The sequence below is a fragment of the Sphingopyxis italica genome (assembly GCF_011926545.1).
Classification (GTDB): Bacteria; Pseudomonadota; Alphaproteobacteria; order Sphingomonadales; family Sphingomonadaceae; genus Sphingopyxis; species Sphingopyxis italica.
The window spans coordinates 615,447-628,261 of the sequence record NZ_JAATIT010000003.1 but is presented as its reverse complement, the minus strand read 5'-3'; the positions used below and the strand labels follow the sequence as shown (position 1 = coordinate 628,261).

General features: G+C 64.8%; 9 protein-coding genes. 7 read left to right on the top strand and 2 right to left on the bottom strand.

Annotation, left to right across the window (positions count from 1 at the left end; genetic code table 11):
- The first annotated feature begins 399 nt into the window (after window positions 1–399).
- From GGR90_RS14235 to GGR90_RS14215, 5 genes are all read left to right on the top strand, one after another.
- Window positions 400–1,338, top strand: coding sequence for a hypothetical protein (locus GGR90_RS14235; RefSeq protein ID WP_167922089.1), 939 nt, complete (start codon window positions 400–402; stop codon window positions 1,336–1,338).
- A gap of 173 nt (window positions 1,339–1,511) precedes the next feature.
- Window positions 1,512–2,369 carry a UTP--glucose-1-phosphate uridylyltransferase gene (locus GGR90_RS14230; RefSeq protein WP_167922088.1) on the top strand — a complete coding sequence of 286 codons (858 nt, stop codon included), beginning with the start codon at window positions 1,512–1,514 and terminating at the stop codon, window positions 2,367–2,369.
- A gap of 1 nt (window position 2,370) precedes the next feature.
- Window positions 2,371–4,548 (top strand): polysaccharide biosynthesis tyrosine autokinase, encoded by a 2,178-nt coding sequence (locus GGR90_RS14225; protein ID WP_167922087.1) that lies wholly within the window; start codon window positions 2,371–2,373, stop codon window positions 4,546–4,548.
- A 12-nt stretch (window positions 4,549–4,560) separates the two neighbouring features.
- The gene (locus tag GGR90_RS14220; RefSeq protein WP_167922086.1) at window positions 4,561–5,958 is read left to right on the top strand and encodes a hypothetical protein; all 1,398 of its coding nucleotides are present in this window, start codon (window positions 4,561–4,563) and stop codon (window positions 5,956–5,958) included.
- 166 nt (window positions 5,959–6,124) lie between these two features.
- A complete protein-coding gene (locus tag GGR90_RS14215) occupies window positions 6,125–8,791 on the top strand; it encodes a TonB-dependent receptor (RefSeq protein ID WP_167922085.1) in 2,667 nt (888 codons plus the stop codon).
- Window positions 8,792–8,894: 103 nt separating this feature from the next.
- Here GGR90_RS14215 and lptG read toward each other — a convergent pair whose 3' ends face one another.
- Together lptG and lptF are read right to left on the bottom strand one after the other, a co-directional pair.
- Window positions 8,895–9,995: an LPS export ABC transporter permease LptG gene (lptG, locus tag GGR90_RS14210; RefSeq protein ID WP_167922084.1), complete on the bottom strand. Its 1,101-nt coding sequence runs from the start codon at window positions 9,993–9,995 to the stop codon at window positions 8,895–8,897.
- On the bottom strand, window positions 9,995–11,206 hold the full coding sequence (gene lptF, locus GGR90_RS14205; protein WP_167922083.1) for an LPS export ABC transporter permease LptF: 1,212 nt from the start codon (window positions 11,204–11,206) through the stop codon (window positions 9,995–9,997). The genes lptG and lptF overlap by 1 nt, the downstream gene beginning before the upstream one ends.
- A 131-nt stretch (window positions 11,207–11,337) precedes the next feature.
- Between lptF and GGR90_RS14200 the strand changes: the two genes are divergently transcribed.
- Window positions 11,338–11,811, top strand: a complete 474-nt coding sequence (locus GGR90_RS14200) for a DUF2141 domain-containing protein (protein ID WP_167922082.1) — start codon at window positions 11,338–11,340, stop codon at window positions 11,809–11,811.
- 4 nt (window positions 11,812–11,815) lie between these two features.
- Window positions 11,816–12,790 carry a diacylglycerol/lipid kinase family protein gene (locus tag GGR90_RS14195; protein ID WP_167922081.1) on the top strand — a complete coding sequence of 325 codons (975 nt, stop codon included), beginning with the start codon at window positions 11,816–11,818 and terminating at the stop codon, window positions 12,788–12,790.
- Window positions 12,791–12,815: the final 25 nt, after the last annotated feature.

The window sequence follows — 12,815 nt, the reverse complement described above, 5'->3', positions numbered from 1 at the left end:
TTTGAAAAGAGGCAATTGAAAGGCGAAGCGAATGCCGTGCTGATTTCAAAAAATGCAGTCAATTATAGGTAGATAGCTCGCGGCTCTGCGCAAACGAACGTCGGGTCGATTCGCTCCCTTGCGGCGAACGCTTCGCCTTGAACACGCCACGCGTCGCGGGCGGATCACGGGCCAGCTGCGACGGGCCGAGCGAAAAGCGCGCGGCTCGAACGCAACGCCCGGAATTTTTCGCCGACGCGCCGGTGTCGCTCGCTGTTCGACGCTTCGGGCCAGACGAATCGGGACGCCGGGCGGGCGAAGCCCATCGAAGCGGCGCCCGCGCTGCGCTGATCCCGGACGCGCCACGCCGCGCCGCATCGCGCTCGCCTTGTCCGGCGGCGTCCGACTAACGCCGGGCGCATGGCCGATATGTCCTCCCGCCGCGCCGCGAGCGCGGTTCAGATCGCCGCGGGCGGCGAGCCCGTCTATGTCGTGCGCTCGGGCGGCGTCTATCGCGGCGTGCGCGCCCGCGATGTCGGCAACGGCCTGTTCGTGATTCGCGAGCCGGTTCGCGACGTGCAAATTTCCGACATCAGGGTTGCGGGCGGCTATCGCGTCATCGAAAATACCGCGGCGCCCGATCTGGTGGCGGCGGGCGTCGTCGGGCTGCATGTGCGCGGGGCGCGGGCGAGCGACCTCGAACGCAGTTTCGCCCGCATCCGCTATGACAGCCATCACGGGGTGATCGAGGATGTCAGTGCGAGCGGCATGCTCACCACCGGTTCGACCGACCTTCCGGTCGGCATCGGCTTCGCCGATACCGCGCATGATTTCCGGATCGAACGCTGTTTCATGCGCCACTTTCAATGGAAACGCCGCGACAACCAATATTGGAACGGCGACGGCTTTTCGACCGAGCGCGGCAATGCGCGCTTCCTGTTCCGCCAGTGCGCCGCGTGGGACAATAGCGACGGCGGGTTCGACCTGAAATCGACCGAGACATTGCTCGACGATTGCACCAGCGGCCGCAACGCGCGCAATTTCCGCCTGTGGTCGAGCATGCGTGCGACGCGGCTCATCAGCATCGATCCGATCAAGATCGGCGGGGTCGGCGACACCAATCATTTTTCAATCATGGCGGTAGCGGGCGCGAGCGAGCCGCTCGTCATCACCATCGACCATCTGGTGGTGAAGAGCGACCGCGGCTGGCCGATCTTCGACGTCCACAACGGACCCGCCAAGATCATCATCGGCTCGCATGATATCCAGGTGCCGCCCGGAACCCCGCTCGTCCGCTCGCGGAGCGGCGGGTCGGTGCCTGGCGGCGTGTCGTTCAAGGGCGACCCGCCGAAACTTTAAGACGGAAGCGCCGGAATAGGCCGGACGCACTTTGGCCACGCTTCGACGCCGGGCTCTTGCTGCAATGCAGCGTGAAGGCGCAAACGGCGCCGGTCAGCACGTGGCGATCGTGTCTGCGGAATCCGAATACTGGTTTTTGGGGGGGAACCCAGTGACCAGCAAAGGGTGGAAAAATGCGAAAGATACGCAAGGCCGTGTTCCCCATTGGCGGCCTTGGAACCCGGTTCCTTCCGGCGACCAAATCCATGCCAAAGGAGATGCTGCCGGTCGTCGACCGGCCGCTCATCCAATATGCCGTCGACGAGGCGCGCGAGGCGGGTATCGAGCAGTTCATCTTCGTGACCAGCCGCGGCAAGAGCCTGATCGAGGATCATTTCGATCACGCCTTTGAACTTGAGGAAGCGATGGCGCGGCGCGGCAAGTCGCTGTCGCCGCTCGACGGCACCCGCCCGTCGCCGGGCGACATCACCATCGTCCGCCAGCAGGAACCGCTCGGGCTCGGCCACGCCGTATGGTGCGCCCGCCGCCTCGTCGGTGACGAGCCCTTCGCGGTGCTGCTGCCCGACGACCTGATGGTCGGCGAGCCGGGCTGTTTGAAGCAGATGGTCGAGGCCTATCACGACCTGGGCGGCAATTTGATCTGCACCGAGGAAGTGGCGGCGGACCAGACGCATAAATATGGCATCCTTACCCCGGGGGCGCAGGCCGGACCGATCACCGAAGTGAAGGGGCTGGTCGAGAAGCCGGCGGCGGACGTCGCGCCGTCGCGGCTCGCGATCATCGGCCGCTATATCCTCCAGCCCGAGGTGATGGACGTGCTCGGCAGCCAGGAGGAAGGCGCGGGCGGCGAGATCCAGCTCACCGACGCGCTGGCGCGGATGATCGGTCAGCAGCCCTTCCACGGCGTCACCTTCGCGGGGACGCGCTATGATTGCGGCGACAAGAGCGGCTTCGTGACCGCGACGCTCGCGCTCGCGCTCGGTCGTCCCGACATCGCGCCCGCGGTGCGCGCCTTTCTGGCTGCCGCGTGACATGGATTCACTTTCACGGCGCGCACCGCTCCGCCGGGAAGCGGACCCGCAGGTCGATCGCGGCGCGCTGATCGACCTGCGCCATGTCGGCGCGATCTTGCGCCGGCGGTGGATGGTGCTGTGCGCGGCGATGGTCGCGGCGATCATCATCGCCGCCGCCGCCTATCTTGTCGCCGAGCCGCGCTATCTCGCGACCGCGCAGGTCGCGCTCGAACGCACCGCCGAGCGGGTGATCGACGTCGATTCGGTGACCCCGACCGCCGATCCCGATTCGGCGGCGGTCGATACCGAGGTGCAGGCGCTGCGCTCGCCCGAGCTGATCGGCCGGGTGGTCGACCGGCTGCGGCTCGCGCGCGATCCGGCGTTCAACGAGGCTGCGGGGCAGGGCGCGCCGGCGGCGCAGCCCGACCCGACCGGGCGCCAGCGCGCGATCGGCACCCTGCTCGGCGGCCTGACGGTGAAACGCGACGGACTCTCCTATGCGATCAGTGTGTCGTACGAGGGGAATACACCGGGCCAGGCGGCACAGATCGCCAACGCATTGGTCGACGACTATGTCTCGGGCCAGGCGGGTTCGAAGGCTGAGGCGACGCAGCGCGCGCAGGGTTTTCTCGAAAAGCGGCTTCAGGATTTGCGCACGCAGGTGCTGGGCGCCGAGCGTGCGGTCGCCGACTATCGCGCCGCGAACAATCTTTTCGCGGTTTCCGAAGCCAGTACGGTGACGCAGCAGGAATTGTCGGGCCTCTCGACGCAGCTCGCGCAGGCCAAGGCGGAAAATGCCGCGGCGCAGGCGCGGCTTTCGGCGGCACGCGCGCAGGTGCGCGGCGGGCGGAGCGGCGAGGAGCTCGGCGACTCGCTCGATTCGCCGGTGGTCAGCCAGCTCCGCGCCCAGCGCGCCGAGGCGGCGCGCGAGGTCGCGGCGCTCGAAAAACGCTATGGTCCGCGCCATCCCGCGCTCGTCCAGGCACAGAACCAGCTGCGCACCGCCGACCAGCATATCGCCGCCGAGGTGAAGCGCATCGTCGCCAACGCGTCGATCCAGGCGAGCATCGCCGGTCAGCGCGCGGCTTCGCTCGCGGGTTCGGTCGCGCAGACGCAAGGCAAGCTCGCGAGCGACAATGAAGCATCGGTGCGGCTCGCCGAGCTGGAGCGCAACGCCGAATCGTCGCGCACGCTCTATCAGGCCTTCCTCGACCGTTATCGCCAGACGGTCGCGCAATCGGGGCTCGAACGCAGCGATTCATACATTGTCAGCCGCGCGCGCGTTCCGGGCGCGCCAAGCTCGCCGAACATGCTGATCTATGCGGCGATGGCTCTGGTCGGCGGGCTCGGTATCGGCGTGCTGCTCGTCGTGCTGCTGCAATTGCTCGAACGCGGGCTCGAGACGAGCGACGCGATCGAGAATGCGCTGGGGCTGGCGACGCTCGCCTCGATCCCCGACGCGCGCACGCTGCCCGGCTATCGCAAATCGGGCCTGCCGGCACCGCCCGCGGAGCTGCTGCTCAAGCGGCCGCAATCGACCTATGCCGAAGCGTTCCGGACCCTGCGCACCTCGATCCAGTTCGCCGAGGCGGCGCAGCCGGTCCGCGTCGTCGCGATCACCTCGGCGGTGCCGGGCGAGGGCAAGACGACGACCGCGATGAGCCTCGCCCGCGCGATGGCGGCCGCGGGCGGCAAGGTGCTGCTGATCGACGCCGACGCGCGCCGGCGCGCCTCGAGCCGGCAGTTCGCCGAGGACGTGAAGCTGGGGCTCGACGAAGTGCTGGCGGGCGAAGCGACGCTGGAACAGGCGATCGTCAAGGACAGCCTGTCGGACGCCTGTTTGCTGCCGCAGCGGCTCGATTCCAAAGGCATCAGCCTCGCTGAAAGTCCGCGCCTCGCCGAGCTGATCGAACAGGTGCGCGAACGCTATGACCTCGTGATCCTCGACACGCCGCCGGTGCTGCCGGTCGACGAGGCGCGCGTGATCGCGAGCATGGCCGACGGCGTGGTGTTCCTCGTGCGCTGGCGCAAGACGCCGTCGAAGGCGGCGTCGGTGGCGCTGCGGCGGCTGTACGACGTCCACGCCGAAATGCTGGGCGCGGTGCTGACGCTGGTCGATGTGGGCGAGCAGGAGCGTGCCGGCTATGAGGATGGCGGCACCTTCCTCAAGGCGTACCGCCCTTATTATGCCGACTGACCGGGCGGCGCCGTGACCGCGCAGGCGCTGCCCTATGGTCCGGCCTTCGGGCTCGGCATATTGGTGCCCGTCACGTTGGTGCTGCTCGTCCCGCTCGTCATCGCGGCAAGGCGGGCGGGCGGCATGGCGGGGGCGTTCGTGGTCGTCGCGCTGTGGCTGCGCACCACCGCGGGCGCCTATCATCTCTATATGTTCCAGCCGCTTGCCGGCGGGCTGTCGGGCAATGCCGTGCTTTCGGTCGCGGTGACCGGTTTCGGGCTGCTTTTCGTCGTGCGGCCCGCCAATCTGGCGCTCAAATGGCTGCTGCCCGTCTATATGCTGATCCTGCTCGCGCTGCTGAGTGCCGGCCTCAACGGCGATCTGGTGGGCGGCATCAACGTCGCGGTCAAATATGCCTATATGATCGTGATCCTGCTCGCGGCCTTCCAGGCGCTGCGCCGCGATCCCGAGGCGCGCTTTCTGACCTGGGCGATGGTTTCCTTCCTGCCCTTGCTCGTCTTCCAGGCGCTGTCGCTGGCGCTGAACATGCCCAAGGGCGCCGAGGACGGCGACGGGCTGGTCTGGATCGGCGGCTATAATCACGAGGCGGCCTTCTCGGTCGCGCTGCTGACGGGGTTCATGGTTGGCGGCTTCGCGCGCTCGGCGCCGCGCGCGGTGCGCATCGCCTTTCTGTCCGTGACGCTCATTGCCATTCTGCTCGCGGGTTATCGCACCACGATCCTCGCGCTCGCGCCGCTCGCGCTCGCGGTCTTCCTCGGCGGGCTGACGATGAGCGTGCGGCGCGACCAGCGCGGCGCGATGGCGGTGACCGCGACCGTCGCGGGCGTGCTGCTCTTTGCGATCGCGGCGCTGCTCTACCGCGAGAGTTTCGCCGACCTCGCCGCCTTCCTCGCCGACCCGGCGGCGCTGATCAAGCCGCCGCGCGACTTCGACCTGCTCGAACGGCAGGTGATGTCGGGGCGGCCGCTGATCTGGAGCAGCTATATCTATGCCTGGGCCGACGGCACGCCGCTTCAGCATCTGTTCGGTCTGGGGCCGGAAAGCTGGGAGGGCGTCTTCAAGGTCTATCCGCACAACACGCTGGTCGCGACGCTCTACGAGCTCGGCTGGTTCGGCGTCGCGGCGATGATCGCCCTGTGGACGGTGATGTTCGTTGCGGCGGCGTCGGCGCGCGGCGACCGCTTCCAGCTGATCGCCGCGCATTTCGCCTTCTTCCTGCTCAACATGGCGACGATGCCTTTTTGGCAGGTCGAGGGGCTGGCATTCTATGGCCTGCTCTGCGGCTATACCGTCCATGCCGCCCGCGCGGCGGCGCGGCGGGGCGCCGCCCCCGCGCGCCGGGACCGGCTTTCCCATGGCATGTTGGAAAGTCGTTGGAGTTTAGGAAAACGAGGATCGCCCACCGCGTAACGCGGCTTCGTGCTGTGGCGAACGCAGCGCGATCGCAAACCGGGCTTGCGATCTGATGACGGACAGTATACGATATATTGTAGGAGTTAACGAATCGAAATAAAAAAGGGGAGACGGGGCAATGCGGATTAGATCGACGATTCTATGTTCGGCGGCTTTTGGGGCCATGGCGTTCGGGTGCGTGCCGACGGCCGCCGCAGCGCAGGAGTCGGACAGCGTCGCGGAGGATGCCGAAGCACAGGATGACGCGACCATCGTCGTCGTCGGCATCCGGGGCAGCGTCGAAGCCGCCAACGACATGAAGCGCAATTCGAAACAGATCGTCGACTCGGTCGTCGCCGAAGACGTCGGCAAGCTTCCCGACAATAATGTGCCTGAGGCGCTGTCGCGCGTGACCGGCGTGCAGATCGATCGTGCCCGCGGCCAGGGGCAAGGCGTCACGATCCGCGGACTTGCCGAGATCCAGACGACGATCAACGGCAACCAGACCAATTTGGGCGACGGACGTTCGCTCAATCTCGCCGACATCCCGGCCGAACTGTTGAAGCAGGTCGACGTCTACAAGACGCGCACCGCCGATCAGGTCGAAGGCGGGATCGCGGGCACCGTCAATGTCGAATTGCGCCGCCCGATGGACCTCAATCGCGGCTGGACGATCGCCGGCAGCGCGCGCGGCGTCTATGACGACATCTCGAAGAAGACCAGCCCCTATGGCAGCTTGCTCATCGCCAACCGGATGAACGCGGGCGACGGCGAGATCGGTTTTCTGATCAACGCGTCGTGGACGAAGAATTTCTACAACGAAAACTACATCGAGAGCGAATCGCCCTTCGACACGACCATCGACGGTTCGACCGTGGTGATCCCCTATCGCGCGCAATATGGCACCGAGGAGGGCCATGTGACGCGCCCTTCGATCAACGCGGTGCTCCAGTGGAAACCGAGCGACAATCTCGATTTCGTTCTGGAAGGCGGCTATCTCGGATCGCGCGAGAAGCGTTCGGTCGAGCGGCTGTATGTGCAGGACATCCCCTTCATGCCGGCGGGGATCTACAGCGACGTCGTGCTCATGCCCGATGGGACGACGGTAAAGTCGCTGACCGTCTCCAATCCGAACGGGATCGCCGCGGGCATCGACTCGCTCTATAATTCTTTTCACTCGAACCTCTACACGACCAATTTCGAGGCGCACTGGCGCGGCGACCGCGCCCAGATCAATGCGAGCGTCCAGTATAATTGGAGCAATGAGGGCAATTATTTCGTCGAACAGATTTTGCGCCCCGGCGACCTGACCTCGGCGAGCGTCGACTTCATGTCGGACCAGTATAAGGGCGGGGTGCCGTCGATTACTTTCAACGACGCCGATCTCTCAGACGTCGGTTCCTATGTCGTCGACCGTTTTCAGGACAATCAGGGCGGTTCGAAGAACAAGGAGTTCGCGGCGCAGGCCGATCTGACGCTGCGGCTCAGCGATGCGCATTTCCTGCGCAACCTTCAGGTCGGTTTTCGCTACAACCGCCGTCTTACCAGCCGCTACTATGGCTATCGCGACGGTTTCCCGCGTATCGGCGGCGCGCGGACGCCGCTCACCGATTTTCCCGGCGGCGGCGATGCCAGCCTGACCGGGCCGACGATCGGCGGCATCGACAGCCTGTCCTGGTATCGCATTCCGGGCGCCGACCTCCTCGGCAATATCGACGCCGTCCGCAGCTATATCCAGCAATTTGACCCCGGCAATGCCGAGCGTTTTTCGAGCGAATTCCCGCCGAGCGACCGCGGCCAGACCTTCCGGTCGACCGAGAATAATTTCGCCTTCTATGGCCAGCTCAACTATGGCTTCGATGCGCTCGGCTTCCCGATCGACGGTTCGGCGGGCGTCCGTTACGTCAATACATGGGGCAGTTCGAACAGCTTCAACTTCCGTCCGGGCGACGCATCGAACGGTTTCCAGGACATCGTCGAGGAATCGCCGGGACGCGGCAATTATACCGACATCCTGCCGAGCTTCACCGCGCTGCTCCATTTCACGCCGAAGCTGCAACTGCGCCTGTCATATACGACCAATGTCCATCGGCCGAGCTTCTATGACACGCGTCCCTTCTTTTTCGCCGAGACGCGCGCCACGCCGAAGATCATCTTTGCCGGCAATCCCGCGCTGGAGGCGCAACGCGAGCACGCTTTCGACGCCAGCGCCGAATATTATTTCGGCCGCGGCGGGCTGGTCTCGCTGGCGGGCTATTACAAGAAGGCGACGAACTTCCTTTACTATAGCCGTGAAGGCGACCAGCCGCTCGACATTTACGGCTTTCCGGGCGAGACGGGCTTTGTCGAACAGCAGCGCAACGCCGGCGACGGCACCTTCGCGGGGATCGAAGGGTCGGTGCAGAGCTTCTTCGATTTCCTTCCCGGTGTCTGGAAGAACTTCGGGGTCAGCCTCAATGCCAGCCATATTCTGGAGGCACGCGTCGAATATCCCTATCCCGAGGAATTCCCCGGTGCGTTCGATTCGCCCAACACCTCGAAATGGACCGCGAATGCGGCGCTCTTCTATGACACGCCGAAGTTCAGCGCCCGCGTCGCGCTCAACTATCGCTCCTCCTATCGCCTGTTCGTCTGGACGCAGAATCCCGACTATTCCTGGTATAATGACGATACCTACCGCCTCGACGCGGCGATCAACTATACGCCGGTGAAGTGGATGACGCTGTCGCTCGAGGGCGGGAATCTCCTCGGCCACGACGTCTACCGCTATTTCGGGAAGGAAAAGCTGCTGCCGCTCGGCGTCCGTACGCTGGGTCGCACCGTCCAGGGCAGCGTTCGTTTTCGTTTCTGAACCCGTCAGGTCAAGAGTCTCGATGGGTCGTAGTGTGGCCGCGGCGCGGAAGTGCCGCGGCCCATTGCCGTTTATGAGAACGGAGCCGGGTCGAAACCGGCCGCTATTCTTCCGTCCGGATCAAGATCATCTCGCCGATCAGCGCAAAGAGGATGAACGGCCCCCACGCGGCGAGAAAGGGCGAATAAGCGCCCAAATCGCCCATCGCGAGCGCAAAATTGTCGGCGACGAAATAGGCGAAGCCAAGCCCCATGCCGATGATCGCGCGCACGAAGAGTTTGCCCGAGCGCGCGAGGCCGAACGCTGCGACCGCGCCGAGCAGCGGCATCAATATCGCTGACAGCGGTCCCGAAATCTTATGCCACAGCACGCCCTTCAGCGCGTCGACGGGGCGCCCCGCGGCTTCGAGGTCGGCGATCGCCGAGCGGAGCTGGAGGAAGGGCAGAGCGTCGCCATCGACCTGTGCCAGCGTGAACTGGTCGGGACGCACATTTTTCGCCGCGACGATCGTGCCGAGCGGTTCGACGGTGCCCGAGCGGCGGATGAAGCGCCGCGCGTTCGTCATTTCCCAGCCGCCGCCCGCGACCGCGCGCGCGCTGTCGGCCGACAGCATCGACGACAGCACGCCGCCGGTGCGCTCATAGATGGTGACATAGCCTAGAACGATCACCGGGCCGCTGATGTCGACCGTCGTCGCGTTGATCAAATCGTCGCCGTCGCGAACCCAGATATTGGTGCGTATCCCGCTGTCCTTCGGCACCTTCTTATATTCGACCTTCTGCCAGGCGCTGAGCGCGGCGGTCGAGCGCGTGACGATGCGTTCGTTGAACGCGAAGCTGATTCCCGCGACGAGCAGCGCGGCGAGGAACAAGGGCGCGAGCACCTGATGCGCCGACATGCCCGACGCTTTCATCGCGACAACCTCGCTGTTCTGGTTGAGCGTTATCATCGTCAATATCGTGCCGAGCAGCACCGAAAAGGGCAGGAAGGTCTCGATGATCTGCGGCAGCCGCATCCCGACATAGCGCCACACGTCCGAATCGCTGTTGCCGGCAACCGCCAGGATCTTGCCGCTCTCGCCGAGCAGGTCGAGCGTCTGGAGGATCAGGACGAGCGCGAAGAGGATGGAGAAGGAGCGGACGAGGAAGAGGCGCCCGACATAGAGCGCCATCGTGCGCGACGGGAAAAAATGAAGCTGGTGCATCAGGTGAGTCGGGCCTTGTCGCGCTGGAACATGCTGAGCAGGCCGCGAAGCTTCTGCGCCGCTTTGGCGGCGACGCGTTCGAGCGCGCCGATCGGCTGCCCCCCGGGAACATGTGCGATCGTGTAATACATCCAGATCGCGAGCGCCGCGAAGAGCAGATAGGGAACCCAGAGCGCGATCAGCGGGTCGATCGCCCCGCGCGCGCCCAGATCCTCGGCATATTGGTTGATCTTGTGCTGGGTGACGAGCAGCACGATCGACAGGAAGACGCCGAGCGACGAGGTCGATCGTTTCGGCGGGATCGCGAGCGCGACCGCGATCAGCGGGATCAGGAACATCGACATCACCTCGACGATGCGGAAGTGGAAATTCGCCCGCGATTCGAGCCGCGTCCGCTCGGGTTGGCTGCTGTCCTTGCCCGCGACGAACAATTCGGGGATCGTCATCTCGCGGTCGGCGCCGCCGCGCAGGCGGAACGCCTCGATCTTGGGCAGCGGGATCGGCAGGTCGTGATTGTCGAAGGTCAGGACGCGCGGCACCGAGAATTTGGGCGATTCATGGATCAGCACGCCCTGCGACAGGCGCAGGATGATCGTGTTCGGATCGTCGGTCGCGAGAAACTGCCCCCGCGCCGCGGTTGCCGACACGCGCTGCCCGTCGCGCTGGTCGCCGCGCACGAAAATGCCGCGCAAGGCGCGGCCATCGTCATAGCTTTCCTCGATGCGCAGCGTCATGCGGTCGCCCAATTTGGTGAATTCGCCGACCTTGATCGATGCGCCGAGCGCGCCCGAGCGCAGTTCGAATTGCAGCCCTTCGTAGGCATAGCGCGCGACGGGCTGGATGAAGCCGACGATCGCGAGGTTGAGCGCCGCGAGCGCGATCGCATAGGCGAAGGGAATGCGCATCAGCCGCCCGAAACTCATGCCCACACCCTTGAGCACGTCGAGCTCGCTCGATGTCGCAAGCCTTCGGAAAGCGAGGAGAATCCCCAGCATCAGGCCGATCGGGATGCCGAGCGAAAGATATTCGGGGATGAGGTTCGCGAGCATGCGCCACACGACGCTGACCGGGCCGCCCTCGGTGGCGACGAAGTCGAAGAGGCGCAGCATCTTTTCGAGCACGAGCAGCATCGCCGACAGCACGAGCGTGCCGAGCATCGGGAAAAAAATGAGCCGCGCGATGTAGCGGTCGATGGCAGGAAGCTTATTCAATCTTTCGTCGCCCCATCACCATGATTTGGCCGCAGTTGTTTCCGATATGCCGATTCAAGGGCGACAGGGACCCACGTCGGCGCGCGTTAGCGTTTGCGGATGTGGCTATAGCCTCTGGAGGTTTTGAGGTCATGTCGAAATTTGTATCGGCCCTGTTTGGCGTTTCCTTGCTGGCAGTCGCCGCAACGGCGCAGGCGGAAGGCCGGGTCATCTCGAACGATCTGTCGCAGTGCAGAAATGGTCCGTCGACGCTGGTTCAGATCAGCGGCGTCAAGGCGTCGACTGGTAAGATTCGCGTGCAAAGCTATCGCGGCACGTCGGCGGACTGGCTGGAGAAGGGCCGCTGGCTCGCTCGCATCGAAGTGCCGGCGCGCGCCGGGTCGATGACCGTCTGCGTCCCGCTGCCCCAAGCTGGCGTCTATGGCATCGCGGTGCGCCACGACGTCAACGGTAATGGCAAGACCGATATCACGCGCGACGGCGGCGGGATGTCGAACAATCCCAGCATCAACATCTTCAACCTCGGCAAGCCGAGCTACAAGAAGACGGCCTTTTCGGTCGGGGATGCGCCCAAGACGATCTCCATCTCGATGAAATATATGTAAAGATATGGCCAGCGTCGCGCTCCTTTCGAATCCACGCTCGACGGGCAACCGTGCCCTGTTGCCGCGGGTTCGCGAATATTGCGCGGCGCACCCCGATATCTTCCATTACGAGGTCGAGGACGTCGACCAGATCGGCGAAGCGATCCGCACGATGGCGATGGTCTCGCCGCGCATCGTCGTCATCAACGGCGGCGACGGCACGGTACAGGCGGCGCTGACCGAACTTTATTCGGGCGGCCATTTCGGCGGTTCGCCGCCGCCGGTCGCGGTGTTGCCGAACGGCAAGACCAATTTGATCGCGCTCGACCTAGGCGCCGAGGGCGATCCGATCAAGGCGTTGCAGCGCGTCGTCGAACTGGTCGACAGCGGCCGGCTCGAGGATCATGTGATCGAACGCCAGCTCATCTCACTCGACAGCGGCGACGAATCGCGCCCGGTGCTCGGCATGTTCCTCGGCGGCGCCTATCTTGCCGACGTGATGCTCTATTGCCGCAACCGCATCTATCCGCTCGGCCTGCCCAACGGCATATCGCATTTCCTCGCCGCAATGCTCGCGCTGTTCGCGATCATCTTCGGCGTCGGCGGCGGGCGGCTGCCGCCCAAGCCCGAGCCGATGACCGTGTCGCTGATCCGCCAAGGCGAGTTCAAGGGCAAATTCTCGCTCCTCATCGTGACGACGCTAGAGAAGCTGCTGCTCAGCATTCGCACCAGCGAAGCCTATGGCACGAACGGCAATATGAAATTGCTCGCGACCGACAGCAACGTCGGCGCGCTGTTCCGCATGCTCGGCGCGACCTGGCGCGGGACGCTGGGGCAAAAGCAGCTCGAAGGCGTGCATTTTCAGCAGGGCGACGAGATCCGTATCGAGGGCGAACGGTCGAACGTCATCCTCGACGGCGAAATCTTTCAGGCGAAGAACGGCATGCCGATCATCCTGACCTCGACGCAGCCGGTTCCCTTCCTGCGCCTCGCTGCATAGATCGAGCGAACCTTGAATCATCCGT